The sequence below is a fragment of the Alterinioella sp. genome, assembly GCF_058343375.1.
Genome location: NZ_JBTUJH010000023.1, coordinates 45,344 through 70,272 on the forward strand (window position 1 = coordinate 45,344; position 24,929 = coordinate 70,272).

A 24,929-nucleotide genomic window follows, 5' to 3' on the forward strand; every position below is an offset into this window, starting at 1 on the left:
TCGACCCGGCTCAAACGGTTAAGAAATCGACAATTTACGCCCAAGGCCACGCCTATCAGCAAGAAACCGACTGATTGTCGCCGGTTTCGCCACAATCAGCGCCGCCGTGCCATTAACGATCCTTTGTATTACCCGCGTTTGGCCTGTCGCGCTCCGCAATCGCGCCGCATTTGGAAACGATACCTGTAGTCAGAAAGTATCAGATTAGCAGGTGAACCAATGGACCGTCTTACGGAAATGGAAGCCTTCGCCACGGTTGTGGACCAGGGGGGATTCACCGACGCGGCCAGGAAAATGGGCATCTCGAAATCAGCAGTGTCAAAACATGTATCGAGCCTGGAAACGCGCCTTGGCGCGCGCCTGCTGAACCGCACCACACGCCGCGTCAGCCCGACCGAGATCGGGTTGGCCTATTATGACCGCGCCCGCCGGGTGCTGAATGATGCCGGCGAAGCCGACGCGCTGGTCACGGCGATGCAATCGGCCCCATCGGGCATGTTGCGGCTATCCGTGGCGACCGATTTTGGTGTCAATCACCTGTCGCCAATATTGGGCGGTTTCCTGAACTCCTATCCCGACATCACCGTCAATATGGTGCTGAACAACCGCTATGTCGAGTTGATCAGCGAGGGTTTCGACATGGCCATCCGGGTCGGCGAGCTGGAAGACAGTTCATTGCGCGCCCGAAAGCTGACCGAGACCACCAAACGCATGATCGCAAGCCCGGATTATTTCCGGCAGTTTGGCCGACCGCTGAAAATCGACGATCTGAATGATCACAAATTGCTGCATTATTCCAATCAGGCGGCGGGCAATGTGTGGAAAATAACCGCACCGTCGGGTGAAAAACGCCAGGTCCGCACCGCCGGGTCGCTGACCGTGAATGACGGCCAGTCGCTGCTGAATGCCGCCGTGGGTGGGCTCGGCATCGCCTATCTGCCGGCCTTTCTATATGCCGATTATCTGCGCGACGGCCTGCTCGAGGATGCCATCCCCGATCTGCCGGTTGAAACGCAGGGCATCTATGCCGTCTATCCGCCGGGCCGCTACACGCAGCCCAAGGTTCGCGCCTTCATCGACTTCCTGGTCGAAAAGTTCCGCAACAAAGGGCCGGATGAGTGGTGAGCTTCTGAAAATTCGTTATTTCATGCCCCCCCCGCGCATGTCCGTCGCGGGGCACCTCAGAGCGCCGATCGTGATCATTGCATCATGAACGGCGCTCTTTTTTTCAGCGGCTAGGGGATTGACGTGATCACCACTTCGACCCGGCGGTTCTGCTGGCGGCCCTCGATGCTGGAATTATTGGCACGCGGGGCCAGGTATCCGACGCCCTCGGCCGCCATTTGCTCAGGCGCGACCGCCATCCGGTCGACCAGATAATCCAGCACCGCGGCCGCCCGCGACCGGCTCAGCGCGATATTGCCGGCCAGCGAGCCTTCGGCGTCGGTATGACCCACCAGAATCACGCGGGCATCCGGATGTTCGGCCAGATAGGCGGCAAGCGATGTCAGCGACGGGTAATCGCGGTCCGACAGGGTCGAGGAGCCGGTCGGAAATTGCAGATCGGCAAGCGTGGCGGTGCCGATGGTGTCCAGGCTCTCGTGCAGATCAACGATCTGGTCGCCATCGGGGGACCGGGTGGAGACCGCCACATCGACAGGGGCCATATCGGCCGGGCTGATGCGCACCATATGGACAAAGCCCCGGCTGCCGCCGCGCGACGTCACCAGCGCGATATAATCGCTGTCCTCGCCGATCTCGGCCCGCGCCACCAGATAGGAAAAATCACCCAGATCGACATGCATGACAGGTTCGGGTGCCACATCCATGGCAAAGCGGAAATCGAAGCCGCCGCAAAGCGTCGCGTCACAGGCAAACACGGCCGCATAGCCCGCCGCCTCCAGCTGCGTTCGCAGCGATGTCATCAGCTGTGTGGCATTGCCGATGTAATCCGCCACCTGCCAGACAGAGCGCGACAGCGCGCCCTCGACCACCAGCATTTCGGCACCGGTGCCCAACCAGGGCGATACCGGCAGGCTGTAGCTGGTGGCGCTCTCGTTTTCAGACAGGGCCAGCGTGGCATCGCCGGGCAGGGTCAGTTCCAGCGCGGCGGCGGGCGGGGCCAGCGCAAACAGGGATATGATGGCGGCGCGGATCACCGGTTCTGGCCGTGGTAATCCGGGTTCGGGCGCATATCGACAGCCGAGGCCATGCGGTTGGTCATGTTGAAGAATGACGCAACGGCGGCAATGTCCCAGATATCGCGATCGGAAAACCCGACATCGCGCAGGGCTTGCCGGTCACCTTCCTCGATCCGGTAGCTGGCCTCTGTCATCTGCACCGCGAAATCCAGCATGGCGCGCTGGCGGGCATCCAGATTTGCGACGCGGTAATTCATCACCAAAGCCTCGCCCAATGCGGGATCGCCGGATAATTGCCGCACCGCCTGCCCATGCGCCACCAGGCAGTAAAAGCAGCGATTGACCGAGGAAACCGCGACCGCGATCATCTCGCGCTCCAGTTTGCTCAGGCCGCTGTCATCCAGCATCAGATCATTATAAAGCCCGGCAAACGCGTTCAGCTTGTCGGGTTCGAACGCATAGGCTGCCAGCACATTTGGGATCAGGCCGAGTTTCTCGGCGCAGATGTCAAAATATTTCTGCGTGCCCTCGGGCAGCGGGTCCATCGGCGGCAGGTCCAGCGCGGTGGCGTTCTGGTCTGGTTTCATGTCAGCTCAGCCTCTTTTAATCTGTAGAAATAGTGTCCCACAGGGGCCATTCCCAGAGACTTATACAGGTTTTGCGCCGGTTGGTTGGATTTGACAACCAGAACGGCAAGATCTTGCGCACCCTGACGCGCCGCCCAATTGGCCGCGCCGCACATCATGATGCGGGCGATGCCCTGCCTGCGGGCAGCGGGCAGCACTTCCAGCGCGTGCAATATGGCGATGTCCCCGTGACAGGCAATGAACGCCGTCGCCACCGGATGATCGTCATGGCGCCCCAAAAGCGCGGTTTTCGGGCCGGCGGCGCGGCCCATCACCGCCAGACGCGCCGGGCCGATACCGCCACCGGCCCAGATCTCGGCCTGCACCGCCAGCGGCGGCCAGGATGGCAGGGTATCGAGCCGGTCCAGATCGCCGGTCAGGTCTGATACCGGGGCGGCCAGCAGATCGACCGGATCGACCACCTGATACCCGCGTGCATCCAGCGCGGCGTCCAGTTCCATCTGCCCTCGGCGCAGTTGAAACAGCGGCACCTGGCCCAGATCGGCGCAGGCGCGTTCGGCCATGGCAATGTCATCCACGCTCCAGGCCGCGTCTGCGGCGCTGACCGACGAAACCCGCTTGCCGCCGCCGCGCCCCTCCCGCAGCAGCCAGGGGCCTTTGCGGTGACAGGCCGCAGCGGGCCAGGTGGCCTCGAGCGCGTCAAACAGGGCGGCTTCGGTCAGGATCATTGCCGGACGTGAAACAGGCGCGCAAGTTTGGTGATGACAGCGTCCACCGCGGCCCCATCGCTGCTGCGCACCACGATGTTCGATCCGAACACGCCATCGCGCGTGAACGGGTAGGATCCGACCGAGACCTCGGGATGCGCCGCCGCCACCTCGGCCAGCGGCCCGGCGATATCGCCCTCACCGCGCAGCACCCGCAGGCTTTGCGACAGGATCTGCGCGCCGCCGGTCAATGTCGGAATGACATTCGCGACCATGGCCTGAAACACCGCCGGCACGCCTGCCATCACATGCACGTTTCGCAGCGTGAACCCCGGCGCGGTCGAAACCGGGTTGTCGATCAGGGTGGCATCAATGGGGATGCGCGCCATGCGCAGGCGGGCGGGGTTCAACTCCATCCCGGAGCGGTCGTAATGCGCCTGCATCAGGGCCCGGGCATCCTCGCGCACCTCCAGATCCACATCAAAGGCCGCGGCGATGGCATCGGCGGTGATGTCATCATGGGTCGGGCCGATCCCGCCCGAGGTGAAGACATGGTCATAGGCGGCGCTCAAACTGCGCACCGCGTCGATGATGGCCTCCATCTTGTCGGGCACCACGCGCGCCTCGGCCAGGTCGATGCCATGCGAGGTCAGTTGCTGCGCCAGATGGGTGGTATTGGTGTCGCGGGTGCGGCCGGAAAGGATCTCGTCGCCGATGACCAGCATTGCCGCGGTTGGATTTGCCATATGCGTGCCCCTTGTCAGTCGGGCCAAGCCTATCGCGCCGCGCGGCGCAGGGCCAGATGGCAAGACTGGGTGATTTCCATCACTGGAATCCCGCGCGCCCTTGGCCTATCTAGGCTCTGACACCCGAGGTGGAGAGACCCATTGGACGATTTCAAAGGCCGGCTGACCCGCGACGGCATCCGCATTCACAATCCTGAGGATTTCGCCGGGATGCGCGTAGCGGGCGCATTGGCTGCCCGCATTCTTGATGACATCATCAGCCATGTCGTGCCGGGGGCCACAACAGCCGCGATAGATGCCGCGATCGAGGCGATGGTGGCGGATGCAGGGGCCATTTCGGCGACCATCGGATACAAGGGCTATCAGCATGCCAGCTGTATCAGCGTCAATCACGTGGTCTGTCACGGCATTCCCGGCACCAAGGTGCTGAAGGATGGCGATATCCTGAATATCGACGTCACGGTGATTGTCGATGGCTGGTTCGGCGACACCTCACGGATGTTTGTGGCCGGGCGGATGCCGCGCAAGGCGGATCGGCTGGTGCAGGTCACGCATGATGCGCTGTTCAAGGGCATCGAGGCGGTCCGGCCCGGCAAGACCTTTGGCGATATCGGCCATGCGATACAGTCTTTCGTCGAGGGCAACCGCATGTCGGTGGTGCGTGATTTCTGCGGCCATGGTCTGGGCCAGGTGTTTCACGCGCCGCCCAATGTGCTGCATTACGGGCGCCCCGGCAGCGGGCCGGTATTGGAGGAAGGCATGTTTTTCACCATCGAGCCGATGGTCAATCTGGGCCGCGCCGAAACCAAGGTTCTGGCCGATGACTGGACCGCCGTGACCCGCGACAAGAGCCTTTCGGCGCAATTTGAACATTCCATCGGCGTGACCGCGGACGGGTATGAGATTTTCACCCTGTCGCCCGGGAACAGGTTCCACCCCACCTATGCCAACTGATTTGACGGCGGGGCGCGCCCCGACCTAGGGTGGGCCTGAATTTGACAGGAGAACTATTGTGACATTCAAAACCATTCTGGCCGCAGGCGCGATGCTTGTCGGCATGGCGGGCGCGGCGCTGGCGCAAAGCGCTTCGGGGCAGATCACCTTCAATCTTTTCGAGTTTGAAGGCCTCTATGTGGGACAGGCTTTCGATTTCGACGAAACCTATACCGAACGTTTCGGCATCGACGTGCCGGTGCCGTTTTCGGTATCGGTGCCCAACCGTGACGGTGTGGTGCTGATTGCCGATGGCGCGCCCGATGGCGGAGCATTCGTGAAATTCACCTTTGCCACCGATACCGAACCGCGCCAGTTTCTGGAGAATATCCAGGTTGTAACCGCCAGCATCCCGATGGCAGAAGATGCCGAAGACCCCACCACGACCCGGATCCAGATTTCCGCGCGCCTGTTGCAGGAACAGGTCTTTCCGCAAGCCGTGGAAGGGTTTGACGAGCCGCGGATTCTGGCCATCGAGCAGATCAATTTCGGTGATGTCGTGGGTGTGCATCTGATAGGCACCTATGGTGACCCGGCGGTTGGCCCGATGGTGGTGCGGCTGACGATGATGCTGAACCCCGATGGGCCGGAAAGCTATTTTACCATATCCAACATCAACGCGACGCTGGTGCCGGTGGTTGACGGTGAAACGCTGGCCGCATCGCTGACCGGGCGGGTGCTGAATTCCTGGGTCTATCGCTGAGGTCACCCCATAGGATCAAGGCCCTAACCTATCGTTAACCAATCTTGCGGCATGGTTGCGGGCATGACCCGTTTCCTTGACCGATTCTGCGAAGCGCCACAGCCGGGGTTTGATCTGGGCGACAGCGCTGTTGTCACCGCCCGAACGCCGCGGCCCGGCCCCGGTGCCGATCTGGCAGAGGATCACCGCAAGAACCATCGCCTGCGCCTGCGTCAGCGCTTTACCCAAGGCGGCGCAGAGGCGGTGCCGGATTACGAATTGCTGGAGATGATCCTGTTTCGCGCCATCCGCCGCGGCGATACCAAACCGCTGGCCAAGCGGCTGCTGAAGGCGTTCGGCGATCTCAACCATGTCATTGCCGCCCCGCCGCCCCGGCTGAAGGATGTGCAGGGTGTCGGCGATGCCGTGGTGTTCGAACTGAAATTGATGCAGGCGGTCGGCCACCGCATGGCGCGCGCGCGGATCCTCAAGAAGCCGCTTCTGTCATCCTGGGACAGCTTGCTGGAATATTGCCAGACCGCCATGGCGCATCAGGATATCGAACAGTTCCGGGTTCTGTATCTGGATCGCAAGAATGTGCTGATCGCCGATGAGGAACAGCAACGCGGCACGGTCGATCACGTGCCGGTCTATCCGCGCGAGGTTGTGAAACGCGCCCTGGAACTGAACGCCTCGGCGATGATCCTGGTCCATAACCACCCCTCCGGCGACCCGACCCCGTCCGAGTCCGATATTACCATGACCTACGCCATCCGTGACGCCGCCGAGGTCTTGGGCATCGTGATCCATGATCACCTGATCATCGGCAAGGCATCCCAGATCAGTTTTCGCAGCGAGGGGTATCTGTAGGGGCAGGCCATCCCTATCGCAGCCAGACCTCGACCCGCCGGTTCACGGCCCGGCCCGTAGCGGTATCATCGCAGGCCATCGGCAGCGCCTCGCCAAAGGCCTCGACCCGCAGGCGGACGCGGTTGAGATCGCCGCCCGATGCCGCCGCGATGATGGCCAGCCGCACCGTCTCGGCCCGGCCCCGCGCCAGCCGCAGATTGGCATCCGCCCCGCCCTGACCATCGGAAAAGCCCGCGAAAACCAGCTCGCGCCCATCATAGGCCCCGCGCTCAATGGCGCGCGCCAGACGGGCAACGGCGCTGAGCGAATAGGCGTCCAGTTCCGAGGTGCCATCGCCGAACCGGAAGGTGGGCGACAGCCGCTCGGCCCCCGTCATGGCGGTGATCATGGCCTGCAGATCGCCCAGATCGATCTCATCCCCTGCCGCCATCACCGCATTGGCCAGCCGATCACCCTGCGCCCCAAGGGGTTGCGCGGTGATAGCCTGATTGACAAATCCAAGCCGACGGATCACGCGGTCGGCCTCCTGACTGTCAAAAAACGCCAGAAAATCACGGCCAAGCTGCGGCATCCGACGCAGGGGCAAATAGACAAACATCGGCGCGGTCAGGGGGTAATCTTCGGATTTTATACTGGCGATGGTGGCCGGTTGGCGAAACCCGCAAAGACCCCGCAAAGGCACCAGCCGGGCATTGCCGATCTCGGAAAAGCTGCCAATGCCAATGGCATACGGATCCTGGGCCACCGCATCGGCCAGATCGGCGGTGCTGGCGTGGCGGGTGATGCTGGCCAGCGGGGTCAGATCAAACGGGGCCAGCACCCGGGCCTCGACATCCTGCGCCTGGCCAGTGGCGGCATCCATCAGATGCAGCGCAATCGGCGCATCCGGCCCGCCAAGATCCTGCCAATTGGCAATCTCTCCGGCAAAGAGCCGCGCCAGATCTTCCAGCGACAAGGCATCAATCGGGTTGCCCGCCGCCACCAGCGGCACCAAAGCATCCAGCCCCATGATGCGGCTGCGCGCCACCATTGAAATGTCACCCTGATCAGCGGCGCGCGCGGCGGCGGCCTCCACCGGGTCGGGCTGGCGGGTGGCCAGCGCAATATCGGCCTCACGCGCCAAAAGCGCGGCCAACCCGGCATCGGTGCTGGTGGCGGTCACGTAAAACCGCGCCGCAATGCCGGCATCGGCGCGGATCAGCGAAAAGACCGACCTGTTGGCATCCAGCACCTGACGGCGCAGGGTAAAATCGCGGCTGGCGGCAAAGCGTTCGATCAGGGCCGGAAACAGTTGTTCGGTGATGGCCACCGCCCCGGCAAACCGGATCTCGGCCACGAAATTTTCCAGATCAGGGCAACCGGGCCCCCGGCAGGTCACGCCTTCGGCGCTGACAGTCAGCGGGCCATAGATGGTGTCGATGCGATAATATTCGCCGTCAAACCCGATCAGCGATCCGGCCAGTTCCACGCTGCCATCATGGCTGCGCAGGGAAACATCCTGCGCAGCGGCACCAAGGCCGGAGATCAAGAACATCAGGGCGGCCATGACAGCCGCCCGGGCAAAAAAGGGCATGAAAATCGTGCGCCGGTTAGGTCTCAGTTGGCGGCGACTCTCAGGTCCTGCAACAGATTTTGCAACACCAGAAATTCACCCACAGCGTCGCAACCCGGCACGGTGAAGGTCAATTCGATGATCGCGACATCGCCGTCGCCATCGGATTCCAGGGTTCGGGCCACAGTGTCCTGACCGCAATTTGCCGGTGTCACCTCGGCCTCGATGGTCAGGCGCACGGTGCCGTCAGTGTTCAGCGTATCGCGCGGAAAGGTGTAGATCTCGGCCAGCATCGGGTTGTCCACCGCCGCGCTGCCCAGATAGGTCATGAAGCCGCCTTCGCCATTTTCGGCCCGTGTGGCAAAGCCGGGATTGTCGCGCCAGATATGGCCGGGATCGCCATAGCTGGCCCCGAACTCCATGGCGTGCAGTTCCAGCGCGCGGTCTTCCTGCCATTGCACCCCGACACGGGTATAGCCGGTGATATCAGGCAGGCTGGACAGGGCCGAGGCCGTCGCCCCATCGGGCATGCGCACGGTAAAGAAGGCCGGGCTTTCGAAGGCGGGGATATCCATCGTCAGAATACCCATCGCATCGGTCCGGCCGGTCAGGTTCAGGCCCGAATGTTCCACCACGACGCGGGCATTGGGCTGGCAAGGCTCCATGATATCAAGCGCGACAGTGGCCGCAGGCAAAGCTTCGGCCGTCACCGTCAACCCGCAGGGCAGGCCAAAGGGGCTGAGCGGTTGATCGGTCATGACGGGCTGCGCGGCGTCCGCTTGCGCCAGACGTTCCGGAAGGGCGGCACCGGGATTGGACAGCGGCGGCGTGTTCGGGCCATCAGATGGCAAGATCAGCGCGACCTCGGCGGGCGCTGTCACGGCAGTGGAGGGACCGACATTCATGGCGACAGGGACCGGCATAATTTCCGGCGTGGCAGTCACCGGCTGCGGGGCCATATCACCGCGCAAACCCGTGCCATTGGCCTGCCCGTAAAGCGCGGCACTGCCGATCACGCCAAGGCCCAGGCTGAGGGCAATCGCTGCTTTGGGGGTAATGCGCATGTCTGTCTCCGGGTTCTCGTTGCCGAAAACAATCGCCTCCAATTGGGGCAACAATACGGAGCTTATAGGGAAATCCGGGGGAAATGCCCGCGCCGATCAGGGCATTGGCCTCAGATCACGGATATCAGGCCTGGCTGCCGCCCGGCAATCAGGGTGATGCGCATGATCCGGCACCCGCTTTCAGGCTCACAATTTCTTTTTCGACAAGCGTTTGCAAAATCGGCAGCAGGTCCATCAAAGGCACATCGATCTTGCGGGCGATGTCGACAATCGTTCTTTGGCCATCCGCCAGGGACAGCATGTTCAACAGCAGATCCAGAAGATAACGGCCGTCTTTTGTCGAATCGTTCGACATCGTGTTCGACATCGGACCATTCATCGTCGGATAGAGGTCGCGCTTGCCAAGCTGCGGCTCACCGCCTTCGATGATCGAGGCGGGGAACAGGTCGCAGACCTCGTGCAATTGCAGGAACCGGAACACCGCCAATGCCGAGCGTTCAATCGCGTCGATCGTCATCAGGGCCTTGTTGTCCAGGCTGGTGTGATACGCGTTATACTCGCCATAGATCGTTCGGGCGGCTTGCAGAACGGGCCAGTTCACGCCGGGCGAACAGAACTGGCGTTCATCCGAGCCGCTGGCAGGCGTGAAGGGCCGCACCTGATAGGTGTCATGATCCAGCGCCGCAACTTCGCGTGCAAGAGCATCCATTTTCGACGGCGATTCCGTCCAGTCCTGGCGGGACAGCTTGAACGATACGGTCGTGCTCGGACCGCCCAGGCAGGTCAAGACGACCCCCCCGACAATCCGATCGTCCAATTCCTTGCCCTCGGTCGCAAGGAACGAAATCGAACCGATGGTCTCGGGGACCAACAGAAACCTGTATGTGTAGCGCCGCGACGGCATGGATTTGAGAAGCTCAAAGACCCGAACCAACCCGAGCGGACCGGACAATTCGTTATTTGCCAGGCTGGGGTGGCAGAGATAACTGGCGATCAGGACAACCTCATCGGTCTCACCGGGCAATTCGCACTGTGCGTAAGCCAGGCTGCCATCGCGGATTTCAGTGTCGATGGACACTTTGTAGACACCCGGTTCCAGGCTCAGGCGTTGGCGATGCGACAGGCACAGGCCCCAACGGCGCTGGTAGTAGCTGGTGACATAGGGCACGGCATCGTTCAGTTCGGGGATCGAATGCAGATGGGCCTGCAATGCATCAAGTTCGACCTCGCCCTCGAATGGGATTGAGAAGTTCAGGACATGCAGGTTCGAGACGTCGGTATCCAGAATCAACGCCCCGTCCGGACCGGTGAGGGTTGCGCGCTTCAGGCTCCATTCCGGCGGCACCGTCCAATCAAACACTTTGGTGCCGGTCGGAACCTCGGTGATTTCAAGCGGCAGATACCGCTTGAGAATATCAAAACTTGATCGGATGCCAGGGCCGGTTATCGACCGACAGATCGGGAACAGTTCGTCAAACAACGCATCAAGATCGGTCAACGATTTTCCCATCACTGTTGGAACGTTCAAGAAAACGGGTGTTCAGGTCAGGCGGCCGTGGCAATGCTTGAACTTCTTTCCCGAGCCGCAGGGGCAGGGATCGTTGCGACCGGGATTGCCCCAGGTTGTGCGATCCTTTTCATCAAAACCATCTGCCTGCGCCTCGGGTTTGGCTGCAGGGTTGGCAGCGGCCTGCAGGGCGGCCTGACGCTCCTGTATCTGGCGGATCATCTCGGCCTGCTGTTCGGGCGACATCGGTTGGATACGGCTGAGCTTTTCGGTCACATCGGCGCGCAACCCGTCCAGCATTGCCTCAAACAGCTGAAAGCTCTCGGTCTTGTATTCGTTCAGCGGATCACGCTGCGCATAGCCGCGAAAGCCCACCACCGACCGCAGATGTTCCAGCGTCACCAGATGTTCGCGCCATTTTGCGTCGATGGTCTGCAACAAAACCTGCTTTTCGATCTGGCGCATGTTTTCCGGCCCGAAATCCACCGCCTTCTTGGCCATGAATTCATCCGAGGCCTTCACGATGCGTTCGCGGATTTCCTCGTCATCGACACCTTCTTCGTCGGACCAATCGCCAATCGGCAGATCCAGCGCCAGCGCCTGTTTGACCGCTTCGGTCAGCCCGTCGGTATCCCACTGATCGGCATAGGATTTCGGCGGCATGTATTGTTCGATCAGGTCATCTATCACCTGATGGCGCATATCCTGCGCCACATCGTTGATATCTTCGGCGGCCATGATTTCCAGCCGCTGGCCAAAGATTGCCTTGCGCTGGTCATTCATCACATCGTCAAATTTCAGCAGCTGTTTACGGATATCGAAGTTGCGGCCCTCGACCTTGGCCTGCGCGCGTTCCAGCGATTTGTTGACCCAGGGGTGAACAATCGCCTCGCCTTCCTCCATGCCCAGGGTCGACAGCATCTTGTCCAGCCGCTCAGAGCCGAAAATGCGCATCAGGTCATCTTCGAGGGACAGGAAAAAGCTGGAACGTCCGGGGTCGCCCTGACGGCCTGACCGGCCGCGCAGCTGGTTGTCGATGCGGCGGCTTTCATGGCGTTCGGTGGCCAGAACAAAAAGCCCGCCCGCAGCCTTCACAGCCGCTTCATCGGCCTCATGCGCCGCTTCGATCCGGGCGCGTATTTCATCGGGTTCGGCATCGGGATCGGCGGCGATGGCCTCCATGATCTTGAACTCGACATTGCCGCCCAGTTTGATGTCGGTGCCGCGCCCGGCCATGTTGGTGGCGATGGTCACGGCCCCCAATTTGCCGGCATCGGCGATGATCTGGGCTTCTTTTTCGTGCTGGCGCGCGTTCAGCACGTTATGCGGCAGCTTGGCCTCGGTCAGCAGGCGGCTGAGCATCTCGGATTTCTCGATCGAGGTGGTGCCGACCAGAATCGGCTGGCCCTTTGCGTGGGCTTCGCGGATCTGTTCCACGATGGCGGCGAATTTTTCGGTCCCGGTGCGATAGACGCGGTCATCCTCGTCGATGCGTGCGACGGGTTGGTTGGTCGGAATCTCGACCACGCCAAGATTGTAGATCGAGGCAAATTCCTCGGCCTCGGTGGCGGCGGTGCCGGTCATGCCCGACAGCGTGTCATAGAGCCGGAAATAATTTTGAAACGTGACACTGGCCAGCGTCACGTTTTCGGGTTGGATCTTTACATCTTCCTTGGCTTCGATGGCCTGATGCAACCCGTCCGACAGGCGACGGCCGGCCATCATCCGGCCGGTAAATTCGTCGATCAGCACGACCTCGCCGTCGCGCACGATGTAATCCTTGTCGCGGTGAAACACCTTATGCGCCCGCAGGGCATTGGTGGCGTGGTGCACGATTGTGGTCGATTCGGGATCATAAAGGCTCTGACCTTCGGGCAGAATGCCGACCTCCAGCAATTTTTGTTCCATGAACTCGTTGCCCTCGTCGGTGAAGGTCACCGCGCGGGTTTTCTCGTCATGGGTGAAATGCTCGTCCTGCACATGCGGGATGACTTCGTTCATCGAAATATAAAGGTCCGAGCGGTCATCGGCGGGGCCCGAAATGATCAGCGGCGTGCGCGCCTCATCAATCAGGATACTGTCGACCTCATCGACGATCGCGAAATTGTGACCGCGCTGCGCCATTTCCTTCAGCGAGCTGCGCATATTGTCGCGCAGATAGTCAAATCCAAGCTCGTTATTGGTGGCATAGGTGACATCGGCGGCATAGGCGTCGCGTTTCTCGGCCTCGGGCTGGCGCGGGTAGACGACGCCGGTCGACAGACCCAAAGCGGTATAGACCTTGCCCATCCATTCGGCGTCACGCTTGGCCAGGTAATCGTTCACCGTCACCACATGCACGCCCTTGCCGGACAATGCGTTCAGATAGGCCGGGAAGGTGGCGACCAGGGTTTTGCCTTCGCCGGTCTTCATCTCGGCAATATTGCCCTGATGCATGAAAATCCCGCCCAACAGCTGCACATCAAAGGCGCGCAGGCCCAGGGCGCGGCGCGCGGCCTCGCGGCAATTGGCAAAGGCCTCGGGCAAAAGATCATCCAGGGCCTCGCCATTTTTCGCCCGCAGGCGCAGATCGGCGGTCTTGGCGACAATCTCGGTATCCGACAGTTTTTCAAACTCCGGCTCCAGGGCGTTGATCTGATCGACGATCGGACCGGCCGCTTTGATCTTGCGGTCATTTGGGGTGCCAAAGACCTTTTTTGCGAGTGTTCCGAGCCCAAGCATATTTTTTTTCGCCTTCCGCAAAATTGCGTCCAAAATACGGGCGCGTAGGACCATTCCTGTTGGCATCGGGTTGTTTGGCCGCTTGCAGCGGTCTAAAACGACCCCAAGTAAGGCCAAGCCCAAAGCAAAACCCGTCAGGGACATAAGGGGCTGCCGGAAATGTGTCAACGCGGCCAAGGGCGAAGTCCCGGCCTATCCAACATAGGACCCCCTCAAATGACCAGAAATTTTCTTGCCGGTGTGGCGCTTGCCACGCTCGTGATCTCGCCCGTCTCGGCACAGGAGGCCAGCACGGTTCTGGCCACCGTCAATGGCACCGAGATCACGCTTGGCCATATCATCGTGGCGCAGTCGCAACTGCCCGAACAGTATCGGGCCCTGCCAGACGAAGTGCTGCTTGAGGGCATTCTGGACCAGCTGGTTGAGCAGGCGGTTGTGGCCAGTGTGGCAGAAGATGACATGACCACCTCGATGCTGTTGGCTCTGGAAAACGAACGTCGCGCCCTGCTGGCCGCCCTGGCGCTGGATGCCGTCGGCAATGCAGACGTATCTGATGACGCGGTGCAGGCCGCATATGAGGCACAGTTCGGCGCGGTCGAGGCCGCGACCGAATATAACGCCTCGCATATTCTGGTGGAAACCGAGGATGAGGCGCTGGCGCTGATCGACGCGTTGGAAGGCGGCGCTGATTTCGCTGAACTGGCGCAGGAAAGCTCTACCGGCCCATCCGGCCCCAATGGCGGCCAGCTTGGCTGGTTCGGTGCCGGCATGATGGTGCCGGATTTCGAGCAGGCCGTGTTCGCACTGGAAGTGGGCGAGATTTCTGCCCCGGTTCTGACCCAGTTTGGCTGGCATGTCATAATGTTGAATGAAACCCGTCTGCAAGCCGCCCCCGCGCTTGACGATGTGCGCGCTGAACTGACCGAATCCGTGCGCCTTGCCCGTGTCGATGCCTATATCGAGGAACTGACCGATGGCGCCGTGATCGACCGCCCGGAAATGGATTTTGATGCGGCGATGATTCGTCGCACCGATCTGCTGGAAAACTGATTGCGAAAGCTCCGGGGGCGAAGATGGCACAGGCCGATGATGCATTGAGCGCTGAAAACGCCCGCCTGAAAACGCGCGTCAAAAAGCTGAAGAAAAAGCTGAAAATCGCGCGTGCGAAGACCCCCGTGCAGAAAACCGGGCCTGCGGTATCGCCGCTGGCCCCAAGATCCGGCTTTCCCGCCATTCCTGCCATTGCCGGGCTGCGCCTGTCGGCGGTGTCGGCGGGCGTGAAATATCAAGGGCGTGACGATGTCATGCTGGCCGAACTGGCCCCCGGATCGGTGGTCGCGGGCGTGTTCACGCGGTCCTCGACCAGATCGGCCCCGGTGCTGGATTGCGAGGCCAAGCTGGCCGCCTTGCCGTCAGTGCCCGAGGCGGGCTTTGCCATTATCGTGAATGCGGGCAATGCCAATGCCTTTACCGGCCATGCCGGGCAGGCGACGGTCGAGGGCATTACCGGCGCGCTGGCCAGCCTGATGGGCCTGCCGCCGGGTCACGTCTTTTCGGCCTCGACCGGGGTGATCGGAGAACCGCTGCCACCGCAGAAAATCACCGATGCGCTGGCCGATCTGCGCGCCGGCCTTGCGCCGGATCGTTGGGAAGCTGCCGCGCGCGCCATCCTGACCACCGACACATTCGCCAAAGGGGCCTGGGCCGAGCTTGAACTGGATGGCCACCGGGTGCGAATCGGCGGGATCGCCAAGGGGTCGGGCATGATCGCGCCCGATATGGCAACAATGTTGTCCTACATCTTCACCGACGCCGCCATCGCGCAGCCGGTGCTGCAGGATATGTTGGCCGCAGGCGTCCAGACCAGTTTCAACGCGGTGACGGTCGATAGCGATACCTCCACCTCTGACAGCGTCATGGTGGCGGCCACCGGGCGCGCCGGGAATGCGCCGATCACCTCCGCCGGCAGCGATACAGGCCGCGCCTTTGCAGCCGTATTGCAGGGCGTTCTGCAAGATCTGGCGCTGCAGATCGTGCGCGACGGCGAAGGGGCCACAAAACTGGTCGAAATACGGGTCACCGGGGCGGAAAGTGATTCGGATGCCGACAAGGTCGCCCGCGCCATTGCCAATTCGCCGCTGGTGAAAACCGCCATCGCCGGGCAAGACCCGAACTGGGGCCGCATTGTCATGGCAGTGGGAAAATCCGGGGCCGCGGCAGACAGGGATCGGCTGACAATCCGCTTTGGCGATATTCTGGTGGCCGAAAATGGTTGGGTTGCAGACAGTTATACCGAAGCGGCCGGGGCCGCCTATATGCGCAATCCTGAGCTTTTGATCGCGGTCGATATGGGGCTGGCCACCGGTCAGGCCACGGTCTGGACCTGTGATCTGACGCATCAATACATCACCATAAATGCGGATTACCGGTCGTGAAAACCGTGCTGGTTTCCGCCGTCGCGCTGATTGATGCGGACGGCCGGGTGCTGCTGGCGGAACGCCCCGCCGGCAAATCCATGGCCGGTCTGTGGGAATTTCCCGGCGGCAAGGTTGAGCCCGGCGAAACCCCCGAGGCGGCCCTGATCCGGGAATTGCATGAGGAACTTGGCATCGAGACATGGGGCAGCTGCCTGGCACCGCTGACCTTCGCCAGCCATACCTATGATGATTTCCACCTGCTGATGCCGCTTTTTGCCTGCCGAAAATGGAACGGCATCGTCACCGCACAGGAAGGCCAGCGGCTGGCCTGGGTGCGGCCCAACCAAATGCGCGATTACCCGATGCCGCCCGCCGATCTGCCCCTGATTCCGATCCTGCGCGACTGGCTGTAACTTTCGCCGCGTAAATGCGCGGCGATTATCAAATATTTGACATTTCCCGAAAAACCCGACTAGAAGATTAGCAAGCGACAGAATTCGGGGGACTTCTAGATGCTCAGGACAATCCTTTTAGGTTCATGCGTGTCCGTTCAGGGCACTTTCGTGAAAACGTTGGATAACGGGCATATCGTGGTGCGCGTCGGCCAAAAGCTGTTTCAGGGCGAACCGGTCGCTGCCTGACGGCACGACCCTAGATCCATCCAGCCAGATTTTCGTCAATCACCTGCGCCAGCGCGGCGATATGGGCACCGTCATCGTTGAGGCAGGGAATATAGCTGAAGGCCTCCCCTCCGGCGGCGATGAAGGCGTCGCGAATCTCCTCGTTGATCTCCTCCAGCGTTTCGATGCAATCGGCGGAAAAAGCCGGCGCGATGATGGCGATGCGCTTCTTTCCGGCCTTGGCCAGCCGCGCCACTTCCTCGACCGTGTAGGGTTTCAGCCATTCCTCGGGCCCGAATTTTGACTGAAATGTCGTGGTGATCTGTCCTGCGTCCCATCCCAGCCGCTCGCGCAGCAGCCGGGTCACTTTCTGACATTGGCAATGATAGGGATCGCCCTGCATCAGATAGCGTTCCGGCATGCCGTGATAGGAGGCGACCAGCAGATCGGGCTGCGTCGCCATGCCCGCATAGGCGCGCTCGACCGAGCCCGCCAGCGCGGTGATATAGGCCGGGTGGTCGTAATAGGCGGGCAGGGTGCGCGCGGCGGGCTGCCAGACCTCGTCCATCAAGGCGCGAAAGAACGCATCATTGGCGGTGGCCGAGGTTGCGCCGGCATATTGCGGGTAAAGCGGCGCGAACAGGATCCGGTCACAGCCGGCCTCGACCAGCGCGCGGACTTTGGATTTTGTCGATGGATTGCCATAGCGCATGCAGAAATCGACCATCACGCGGTCACCGTGGCGGGCCTGCATTACGGCGGCCAGTTTTTCCGTCTGGTCGCGGGTGATCGTCATCAACGGGCTTTCGCCCTTGTCATGGTTCCAGATCGATTTATAGGCCGCGCCCGAGGTAAAGGGCCGCTTGCTCAGGATGATCAGCTGCAACAGGGGCTGCCATTTCCATTTCGGATAGTCGATCACCCGCCTGTCCGACAGAAATTCGTTCAAGTAGCGCCGCATCGGCCAATAATCATAGCCGTCTGGCGTGCCCAGATTGGCCAGCAGGATACCGATCTTGCCAAAGCGGACGGGCGGATGATCGGCGGGGGCGTGGGGCAGGGTATCGGGCATTCAATCATCCTTCATCGCGGGCGGCAGGGCCTGGGCGGTTTCGTCATATTCGGTGGTGTTGAGGGCCTCGGCCAGACGCGCGGCGGCCGATCCCGGGCGCAGCGGTTTTTGCTGGCTGTCATGCGGCGCCCAGGCGGTCAGAAAGACCAGTTCGAACGTGGCGGTGATGCGGCCCTCCGGCGTGCCATGGTTGCGGCCATAGATTTGCGCCGCGCGGGGGAAAAACGCGCGTGGCGGCGTGGCCCGGTGGCGTGCGGCCAGCGCATTGGTTTCGCCCATGTCGCGCAGGTCGCGGATCAGATGGTAAAGGCTGGCATAGCTCACCTGGCGCGGCAGCCGATCGGCCACCGGCAGCGACAGCCCGGCGCGCGCCAACAGCCCGCCCAGATCGCGGATTTCGGCCATCGGGGCCACCCGCGGCGACAGCCCGCCCATCACCTGCGTTTCGGCCTCGGCCAGAGCCTGGCGCAATTCCTGCAAGGTATTGCCGCCCAAAAGCGCCACCATCAGCACCCCGTCAGGCCGCAAGGCGCGGCGACATTGCACCAACTGGCCGACCGGGTCTTCGGCCCAGTGCAGGCCCATGGCATGGATCACCAGATCATGCGCCGCCGGGGCCAGATCCAGCACCGGGCTGTCGGTCACAATCGTGGCATGGGGTAGAAAATCAGACCAGTATTGCGCAAAAGGCGTTACCACAGCCGGATTTGTAAACGATCTGTTAACGTCGAGCAGTCTTTCCTGAAGTTCAAGGCGCGCCTCGTCATGCAGAAACCCCGCCCTGTCCAGCCGCGCGCGGGCGCGGGCATGGGTAAGGGCAATCTGGTCCACCAGATCGGGCCGGTCGGCAGGGGGGGGCATGTCATGTTGCATCGGGCTGCAACCTAGGGGGCTGGAATGAAATTGCAAACGGCTGTTCATGCGGTGTTTCCGCCCGAATGCATCAGTTGCGGGGCTGGTGTCGATACCGATTTCGGGCTTTGCGCCGCCTGTTGGGGTGAAACGCCCTTCATTACCGGCGCGGCCTGTGACATTTGCGGCACGCCCCTGCCCGGTGCCTCGCCCGAGGAAGGTCTGCGCTGCGATGACTGCATGGTGATCGCCCGGCCCTGGGCCAAGGGCCGCGCGGTGCTGGTCTATGCCGGCAATGGTCGCAAACTGGTTCTGGCGCTCAAACATGGCGACCGGGCCGAGATTGCGCGCGCAGCCGGGGCCTGGATGGCGCGCGCCGCCGCCCCCCTGATCACCGATAATACCGTCATCGTGCCAATTCCGCTGCATTGGTGGCGGTTGTTTCGGCGGCGGTTCAACCAATCGGCGCTGCTGGCGCAGGCGCTGGCCAATCAGACGCAAAGCTTCCTCGCGCCTGACGCATTGCAGCGCGTCCGGTCAACCGGGTCGCAGGACGGGTTGGCCCGTGACGAACGGTTTGCCAATCTGCGTGACGCCATTCTGCCGCACCCCAAACGCGGCCATATTCTGGCCGGGCGCGATGTGTTGCTGGTTGATGACGTGATGACCTCGGGCGCGACATTCGCCGCCGCCGCCGCCGCCGCCTTTGATGCCGGCGCAGAAAACGTTCACGTGATTTCACTGGCGCGCGTGGCCAAGGATGCTTAATTGAGGCTCGGAGCAGACCAGTCCGGGACATTGAAAATGCGTAGCGTCGAAATTTATACGTCACCGCTTTGTGGATATTGCCACGCAGCCAAACGCCTGTTGACCGATAAGGGCGTCAGTTTCGTCGAACATGACGTGGCGCGCGCGCCCGATCGGCGTCAGGAAATGCTGTCACGGTCGCGGGGGCGCAGCACGGTGCCGCAGATTTTCGTGGGCGAAACCCATATTGGCGGCTATGACGATATGGCCGCGCTTGACCGCGCCGGCAAACTGGATCCGCTGCTGCAAGGCTGACATGCGCGCCGCACTCTTACAGATGACCTCGTCGGATATTCCCGAGGAGAACCTGGAAACCGTCCGCGCCGCCCTGGTCAATGCGCGTGCGGGCGGGGCCGATATTCTGCTGACGCCCGAGGTGACAAATTGCCTGTCGGTCAGCCGCAGCCATCAACATTCCGTGTTGCATATGCAGGCCGATGACCCGACCCTTGCGGGCTTGCGCCGTGCCGCGCGCGATCAGGGCATCTGGCTGCTGATCGGCTCGCTGGCGCTGAAAACCGGCGATGCGGATGGGCGCTTTGCCAACCGGTCTTTCCTGATCTCCGATACCGGCGAGATAGCCGGATGGTATGACAAGATCCATATGTTCGATGTCGAGGTGACGCCCGCGGAAACCTACCGCGAATCGGACGGCTACCGCCCCGGTGACCGCGCCGTCACGATCAAAACGCCGCTCGGGCGCTTTGGCCTGACCATCTGCTATGATCTGCGCTTTGCCGGGCTTTTCCGCGATCTGGCGCAGGCGGGGGCGCAGATCATCACCGTTCCATCGGCGTTTTCGCCGGTTACGGGGGCGGCCCATTGGCAAAGCCTGCTGCGCGCCCGCGCCATCGAGACCGGCTGTTTCATCATCGCACCGGCGCAAACCGGCACGCATGCCGCCAGCACCGGGAAATCGCGCCAGACCCATGGCCACAGCCTGGTTGTGACCCCCTGGGGCGAGGTCATGCTGGATGCCGGCACCGAGCCGGGGCTGCATAGTGTCGATATCGATCTGGCCGAGGTCGAACAGGCGCGACGGCGTGTCCCTTCCCTTTGCCATGATCGGCCCTATGGTCTGGCCCATGACTAATCCCGAAGATCCATTGGCGATCGCGCTTTTCTCCGAAATGTTCATGGCCGATCAACTGGCTCGCGCCCGGCTGAGCAAGGCCCTGCCCAAAGGCATGGAGCTGAGCCATTTTTCGGTGCTGAACCATCTGGCGCGCAGCAGCGAGGAACGCAGCCCGGCGCAATTGGCGCGGGTGTTTCATGTCACGCGCGGGGCGATGACCAACACGCTGGCCAAGCTGGAGCTTGCCGGCCATGTCCATATCCGCCCGGATTGGGATGATGCCCGGCGCAAATTCGTCGCCATCAGCCCCTCGGGCCGGTCCGCCCGCGACACGGCGCTGCAAACCATTGCCCCGATCCTGTCGCGTGTGGTGCGTGAGATCGGCACTGACAGGGTGCGCTCTGCCCTGCCGATCATCCGGGAATTGCGGCGTGAACTTGAGGCCGTGGATGACGTTTAGCGCTTGATGCTTGCAGTCACGTAATTCACGCTCAGATCCCGGTCCGAGATCGACCAGCGCCAGCTGACGGGGTTGAAGACGAACCCCTTGCGGTCCACCGGGTCCAGCCCGGCCCCCTCAAGCAAGGCAAACAGTTCCTCGGGCGTGATGAATTTCTGCCAGTCATGCGTGCCTTTGGGCAGCCAGCGCATGACATATTCCGCGCCGATTATGGCCATGGCAAAACTTTTCGGATTGCGGTTGATGGTCGAGGCGATCATCAGCCCGCCGGGTTTCAATAGCTGGCGGCAGGCGGTCAGATAGGCCTGCGGATCGGCCACATGTTCGACCACTTCCATGTTCAACACGGCATCAAACTGCTCGCCCATCTCGGCCAGTGCCTCTGCCGTGGTGTGGCGGTAATCAATATCGAGCCCGGAGGTCTCGGCATGGATGCGGGCCACCGGAATGTTGCCTTCGGCGGCATCGGCCCCCACCACAGTTGCGCCAAGGCGCGCCATCGGTTCCGACAACAGCCCGCCACCGCAGCCGATATCAAGGATGCGCAGCCCGTCAAACGCGGCCGGCCCGCGCAGATCGCGCCCGTATTCGGCGGCAATCTGCGCCGTGATATAATCCAGCCGCACCGGGTTCATCATGTGCAGCGGGGCAAACTTGCCCTTCGGATCCCACCAATCTGCCGCCATCGCCTCGAACTTGGCGATCTCGGCATCGTCGACGGTATTGATTGCGCTGTTCATGGACATTCTCCCGGCGTCTTGGCACTGTGACGGGCATGGGCCGCCCGCGGCAAGGCTCAATATAGGTTTTATGATGGACAAGTTCTCAGGCCAAAAGCGCGCAGGCAGCTATCTGTTTCCGCCGATTGACCCGTTCGATCAGCGGATGCTGGATGTCGGCGACGGGCATCAGGTCTATGTCGAACAATGCGGCAACCCGGATGGCGCGCCGGTGGTGATTTTGCATGGCGGCCCGGGCGGCGGCTGCAGCCCGGCGATGCGGCGCTATTTCGACCCTTCGCTGTGGCGGGTGATCCTGTTTGATCAGCGCGGCTGTGGCCGGTCGCGGCCGCACGCCGCCATTCAGGACAACACAACCTGGCATCTGGTCGCCGATATCGAACGGATCCGGGCGGCGCTGGAGATCGACCGTTGGGCCGTGTTCGGCGGTTCTTGGGGGGCCACGCTGGCGCTGATCTATGCCCAGACCCACCCCGATGCGGTGGCCTATCTGGCGCTGCGCGGCGTGTTCCTGGCGATGCAGCGCGAACTGGACTGGTTCTATGGCGGTGGGGCCGGGCATTTCTGGCCCGAACAATGGGCCCGGTTCAAGGGCCTGGTGCCGGCAGAAGAACACGGCGACCTGATCGCGGCCTATAACCGGCGGCTGTTTTCCGGCGATCTGATGCAGGAAACCCGGTTTGCCCGGTCTTGGGCCGCATGGGAAAATGCGCTGGCCTCGATCGAAAGCGACGGCTTGGCAGGCGAGGCCCCATCCGATTACGCCCGCGCCTTTGCCCGGCTGGAAAACCATTATTTTACCCATAAGGGGTTCCTTGAGGAAGGCCAGATCCTGCGCGACCTGCCCCGCATCGCCCATATCCCCGGCATCATCGTGCAAGGCCGCTATGACATGATCTGCCCGCCCCGATCGGCCTATGATCTGTCGCGGGGCTGGCGGTCGGGCCGGCTGCACATGGTCCGCGCCGCAGGCCACGCCCTGTCGGAACCGGGCATCAGTTTCGAGCTGGTGCGCGTGATGAAAGATGTCGGGCGTGAGCGGGGGACGTATGGGATTTGAGCTGAAACAGGCTCCTCGGCCCCCTGTCCGGGCGCTCCTCGCCTTCTGACGAAGAGCGCCGCAAGGCGCGATGAGTCGTCCATCATTGCCTCAAGAAAACTGCACCACCGCCGCCTCGAAATTCTCGTCGCTGATCACGGCGGTGTGGTGGCCTTTGCCGTGGGTGTCATCCATCCGCCAGATATCGCCCGCCCCGATCTGCCGGGCTTCGCCATCGCTGGCGGTGACCCGCACGGCCCCGGCAAGGCAGAACAGGGTTTGCGACAGCGGCGTCGGGTGGGCTGGCTCATCCCATCCGGGTCTGAGCGTCAGAAACACCACCCCGGTGGCGGGCGTCACCTCCGAGACATGGATATCCTGCGCCGGCGGGGCAAAGCTGCGTTCCTGCAACATGATCTCCACATCGCGCCAATGGCTTTCGCCGTGTTCATCGGCGTAAAGGTGGTTGATCTTCATGACGCGGTCCTTTCGCTGTGCTGCGCGGATCCTTGCAAGGCGCGGGCCGCCCTGCCAAGCCTTTTCAGGTCCACCCCCGGGCTCAACAGATGCCGGATCAGCGCCACCGGGTGCGTCCGCAGGGTCAGCCGCATCGCCACGTAATCCTCCACCACCTGTTCGCCTTCGCTCATTTCGGGCAACATCACGGTCGGCTCGAAAATCGCCTCGCCATCGATATCGCCGGAAAACAGCGGCAGCGGCTCGGCGGGGATCAGCGCCTTGGCCGCCCAAAGTGCGGCGCGGCGGCTCATGTTCAGCCCGGCGAACACGTCTGCTTCGGCCAATATCGTCAGGGCGCGTGCGCTCAGGCCGGCGCGCCGCCAGACATCTTCCACCCTGCGGTAGCCATTGCCACGCGCCGCCACCAGCCAGCTTGCATCCTCCTCGCGCAGCGATTTGATCTGCCGGAACCCCAGCCGCAGCGCCAGCCCGCCCTTGCCATCGGGCTCCATCACATTGTCCCAGTAGGAGGCGTTGATATCCACGGGCCGCACCGCCACGCCATGTTCACGGGCATCGCGCAGGATCTGAGCCGGGGCATAAAACCCCATCGGCTGCGCATTCAGCAGCGCGCAGGCGAAGATGCCGGGATGGTGGCATTTGATCCAGGCCGAGGCATAGACCAGCAGCGCAAAACTGGCGGCGTGGCTTTCGGGGAAGCCATAGGAGCCAAACCCCTCGATCTGGGAAAAACAGCGATCGGAGAATTCGCTGTCATAACCCCTGGCCTGCATCCCCTTCATGAACAGCGCCCGAAATTCGCTGACATTGCCATGTTTCTTGAAGGTCGCCAGCGAGCGGCGCAGGCGGTCGGCCTGATCGGGGGTGAACCCGGCCCCGATGATGGCGATCTGCATCGCCTGTTCCTGAAACAGCGGCACGCCAAGCGTCTTGCCCAGAACCGCACCCAGATCGTCGGAAGGGAAACTTACCTCCTCCTCGCCATTTCGCCGCCGGATGAACGGATGCACCATATCGCCCTGAATCGGGCCGGGCCGGATGATGGCAACCTGAATCACCAGATCATAGAAACAGCGCGGCCGCATCCGGGGCAGGAAATTCATCTGCGCCCGGCTTTCGACCTGAAACACGCCAAGGCTGTCGGCCTTGCACAGCATATCGTAGACGGCCGGGTCTTCGGGCGGCAGGGTGGCCAGCGAATAATCGGTCTGGTGATGCGCCGCGATCAGGTCAAAGGCCTTGCGGATGCAGGTCAGCATGCCAAGCGCCAGCACATCGACCTTGAGGATGCCCAAAGCGTCGATATCATCCTTGTCCCAGCAGATGACAGTGCGCTCTGCCATCGCGGCATTCTCGATCGGCACCAGCTCGTCCAGCCGCCCTTCGGTGATGATGAAGCCGCCGACATGCTGGCTGAGATGGCGGGGAAAGCCCTGGATCTCATTGATCAGCGCCATGGTCTGGGCCAGGCGGGGTTCGCAAGGGTCCAGCCCCAGCTCGCGCAGCCGTGTTTCCTGTAAATCGCGGCTGCCGCCCCAGCCCCAGATCTGGGAAGAAAGCGCCCCCAGCATATCCTCGCTAAGGCCCATGGCGCGGCCAACCTCGCGCACCGCACGCTTGCCGCGATAATGGATCACCGTGGCGCAGAGCCCGGCGCGGTGGCGGCCATAGCGTTGATAGATATGCTGGATCACCTCCTCGCGCCGCTCATGTTCAAAATCAACATCGATATCGGGCGGCTCGTCGCGGGCCTCGCTCACGAAGCGTTCAAACACCATGGCGCCGATTTCGGGCGAA

General features: G+C 62.2%; 25 protein-coding genes. 12 read left to right on the top strand and 13 right to left on the bottom strand.

Going from position 1 to position 24,929, the window contains the following annotated elements; genetic code table 11:
- The first annotated feature begins 219 nt into the window (after nt 1–219).
- Nucleotides 220–1,125, top strand: coding sequence for a LysR family transcriptional regulator (locus ACW8PS_RS04670; RefSeq protein ID WP_491526132.1), 906 nt, complete (start codon nt 220–222; stop codon nt 1,123–1,125).
- Between the two features lie 110 nt (nt 1,126–1,235).
- Here ACW8PS_RS04670 and ACW8PS_RS04675 read toward each other — a convergent pair whose 3' ends face one another.
- From ACW8PS_RS04675 to ACW8PS_RS04690, 4 genes are read right to left on the bottom strand one after another with little or no spacing between them, the layout of a single operon-like run.
- Nucleotides 1,236–2,159 (bottom strand): OmpA family protein, encoded by a 924-nt coding sequence (locus tag ACW8PS_RS04675; RefSeq protein WP_491526133.1) that lies wholly within the window; start codon nt 2,157–2,159, stop codon nt 1,236–1,238.
- Entirely contained in the window at nt 2,156–2,728 is a 573-nt protein-coding gene (locus tag ACW8PS_RS04680; protein ID WP_491526134.1) for a peroxidase-related enzyme, read from the bottom strand. Before ACW8PS_RS04680 ends, ACW8PS_RS04675 begins: the two co-directional genes overlap by 4 nt.
- A complete protein-coding gene (locus ACW8PS_RS04685) occupies nt 2,725–3,450 on the bottom strand; it encodes a GNAT family N-acetyltransferase (protein ID WP_491526160.1) in 726 nt (241 codons plus the stop codon). Before ACW8PS_RS04685 ends, ACW8PS_RS04680 begins: the two co-directional genes overlap by 4 nt.
- Nucleotides 3,451–3,452: 2 nt before the next feature.
- Nucleotides 3,453–4,181, bottom strand: a complete 729-nt coding sequence (locus ACW8PS_RS04690) for a competence/damage-inducible protein A (RefSeq protein ID WP_491526135.1) — start codon at nt 4,179–4,181, stop codon at nt 3,453–3,455.
- Nucleotides 4,182–4,322: 141 nt separating this feature from the next.
- Here ACW8PS_RS04690 and map point away from each other — a divergent pair, with 141 nt between their 5' ends.
- The 3 genes from map to radC all read left to right on the top strand — a co-directional run bounded on the left by map (nt 4,323) and on the right by radC (nt 6,726).
- Nucleotides 4,323–5,135 (top strand): type I methionyl aminopeptidase, encoded by an 813-nt coding sequence (map, locus tag ACW8PS_RS04695; protein WP_491526137.1) that lies wholly within the window; start codon nt 4,323–4,325, stop codon nt 5,133–5,135.
- A 58-nt stretch (nt 5,136–5,193) separates the two neighbouring features.
- On the top strand, nt 5,194–5,877 hold the full coding sequence (locus ACW8PS_RS04700; RefSeq protein WP_491526138.1) for a hypothetical protein: 684 nt from the start codon (nt 5,194–5,196) through the stop codon (nt 5,875–5,877).
- Between the two features lie 63 nt (nt 5,878–5,940).
- A complete protein-coding gene (gene radC / locus ACW8PS_RS04705) occupies nt 5,941–6,726 on the top strand; it encodes a RadC family protein (RefSeq protein ID WP_491526139.1) in 786 nt (261 codons plus the stop codon).
- 13 nt (nt 6,727–6,739) lie between these two features.
- Here the strand turns inward: radC and ACW8PS_RS04710 are convergent, their stop codons facing one another.
- From ACW8PS_RS04710 to secA, 4 genes are all read right to left on the bottom strand, one after another.
- Nucleotides 6,740–8,299, bottom strand: a complete 1,560-nt coding sequence (locus ACW8PS_RS04710) for a phosphate ABC transporter substrate-binding/OmpA family protein (protein WP_491526140.1) — start codon at nt 8,297–8,299, stop codon at nt 6,740–6,742.
- Between the two features lie 23 nt (nt 8,300–8,322).
- On the bottom strand, nt 8,323–9,342 hold the full coding sequence (locus ACW8PS_RS04715) for a translocase (RefSeq protein WP_491526141.1): 1,020 nt from the start codon (nt 9,340–9,342) through the stop codon (nt 8,323–8,325).
- A 148-nt stretch (nt 9,343–9,490) separates the two neighbouring features.
- Nucleotides 9,491–10,840: a DUF4910 domain-containing protein gene (locus ACW8PS_RS04720; RefSeq protein WP_491526142.1), complete on the bottom strand. Its 1,350-nt coding sequence runs from the start codon at nt 10,838–10,840 to the stop codon at nt 9,491–9,493.
- Between the two features lie 42 nt (nt 10,841–10,882).
- Complete coding sequence (secA, locus tag ACW8PS_RS04725) at nt 10,883–13,570, bottom strand: preprotein translocase subunit SecA (RefSeq protein ID WP_491526143.1); 2,688 nt, start codon at nt 13,568–13,570, stop codon at nt 10,883–10,885.
- 216 nt (nt 13,571–13,786) lie between these two features.
- On the opposite strand from secA, the gene ACW8PS_RS04730 reads away from it, so the two are divergent.
- From ACW8PS_RS04730 to ACW8PS_RS04740, 3 genes are read left to right on the top strand one after another with little or no spacing between them, the layout of a single operon-like run.
- On the top strand, nt 13,787–14,620 hold the full coding sequence (locus ACW8PS_RS04730; protein WP_491526144.1) for a peptidylprolyl isomerase: 834 nt from the start codon (nt 13,787–13,789) through the stop codon (nt 14,618–14,620).
- Between the two features lie 23 nt (nt 14,621–14,643).
- Nucleotides 14,644–16,005 carry a bifunctional glutamate N-acetyltransferase/amino-acid acetyltransferase ArgJ gene (argJ, locus tag ACW8PS_RS04735; RefSeq protein ID WP_491526145.1) on the top strand — a complete coding sequence of 454 codons (1,362 nt, stop codon included), beginning with the start codon at nt 14,644–14,646 and terminating at the stop codon, nt 16,003–16,005.
- Nucleotides 16,002–16,400, top strand: a complete 399-nt coding sequence (locus ACW8PS_RS04740; RefSeq protein ID WP_491526146.1) for a (deoxy)nucleoside triphosphate pyrophosphohydrolase — start codon at nt 16,002–16,004, stop codon at nt 16,398–16,400. Before argJ ends, ACW8PS_RS04740 begins: the two co-directional genes overlap by 4 nt.
- 238 nt (nt 16,401–16,638) lie before the next feature.
- Here ACW8PS_RS04740 and hemH read toward each other — a convergent pair whose 3' ends face one another.
- Together hemH and ACW8PS_RS04750 are read right to left on the bottom strand one after the other, a co-directional pair.
- On the bottom strand, nt 16,639–17,679 hold the full coding sequence (gene hemH / locus ACW8PS_RS04745; RefSeq protein WP_491526147.1) for a ferrochelatase: 1,041 nt from the start codon (nt 17,677–17,679) through the stop codon (nt 16,639–16,641).
- Nucleotides 17,680–18,540, bottom strand: coding sequence for a methyltransferase domain-containing protein (locus ACW8PS_RS04750; RefSeq protein ID WP_491526148.1), 861 nt, complete (start codon nt 18,538–18,540; stop codon nt 17,680–17,682).
- A gap of 36 nt (nt 18,541–18,576) precedes the next feature.
- Here ACW8PS_RS04750 and ACW8PS_RS04755 point away from each other — a divergent pair, with 36 nt between their 5' ends.
- Genes ACW8PS_RS04755 through ACW8PS_RS04770 form a run of 4 tightly spaced genes read left to right on the top strand, consistent with a single transcriptional unit; the run spans nt 18,577 to nt 20,873 of the window.
- Nucleotides 18,577–19,299 carry a double zinc ribbon domain-containing protein gene (locus ACW8PS_RS04755; protein WP_491526149.1) on the top strand — a complete coding sequence of 241 codons (723 nt, stop codon included), beginning with the start codon at nt 18,577–18,579 and terminating at the stop codon, nt 19,297–19,299.
- A gap of 36 nt (nt 19,300–19,335) precedes the next feature.
- A complete protein-coding gene (gene grxC, locus ACW8PS_RS04760; RefSeq protein ID WP_491526150.1) occupies nt 19,336–19,593 on the top strand; it encodes a glutaredoxin 3 in 258 nt (85 codons plus the stop codon).
- A 1-nt stretch (nt 19,594) separates the two neighbouring features.
- Nucleotides 19,595–20,431 carry a carbon-nitrogen hydrolase family protein gene (locus ACW8PS_RS04765; RefSeq protein WP_491526151.1) on the top strand — a complete coding sequence of 279 codons (837 nt, stop codon included), beginning with the start codon at nt 19,595–19,597 and terminating at the stop codon, nt 20,429–20,431.
- Nucleotides 20,424–20,873: a MarR family winged helix-turn-helix transcriptional regulator gene (locus ACW8PS_RS04770; RefSeq protein ID WP_491526152.1), complete on the top strand. Its 450-nt coding sequence runs from the start codon at nt 20,424–20,426 to the stop codon at nt 20,871–20,873. Before ACW8PS_RS04765 ends, ACW8PS_RS04770 begins: the two co-directional genes overlap by 8 nt.
- Here ACW8PS_RS04770 and ubiG read toward each other — a convergent pair.
- The gene (ubiG, locus tag ACW8PS_RS04775; protein ID WP_491526153.1) at nt 20,870–21,613 is read right to left on the bottom strand and encodes a bifunctional 2-polyprenyl-6-hydroxyphenol methylase/3-demethylubiquinol 3-O-methyltransferase UbiG; all 744 of its coding nucleotides are present in this window, start codon (nt 21,611–21,613) and stop codon (nt 20,870–20,872) included. The genes ACW8PS_RS04770 and ubiG overlap by 4 nt on opposite strands.
- Before the next feature lie 73 nt (nt 21,614–21,686).
- Between ubiG and pip the strand changes: the two genes are divergently transcribed.
- Nucleotides 21,687–22,673: a prolyl aminopeptidase gene (gene pip / locus ACW8PS_RS04780; RefSeq protein WP_491526154.1), complete on the top strand. Its 987-nt coding sequence runs from the start codon at nt 21,687–21,689 to the stop codon at nt 22,671–22,673.
- Nucleotides 22,674–22,763: 90 nt separating this feature from the next.
- On the opposite strand, the gene ACW8PS_RS04785 is transcribed toward pip, so the two are convergent.
- On the bottom strand, nt 22,764–23,129 hold the full coding sequence (locus tag ACW8PS_RS04785; protein WP_491526155.1) for a cupin domain-containing protein: 366 nt from the start codon (nt 23,127–23,129) through the stop codon (nt 22,764–22,766).
- On the bottom strand, nt 23,126–24,929 hold a 1,804-nt coding region (locus ACW8PS_RS04790), incomplete at its 5' end, for a helix-hairpin-helix domain-containing protein (protein ID WP_491526156.1). The genes ACW8PS_RS04785 and ACW8PS_RS04790, both read right to left, overlap by 4 nt.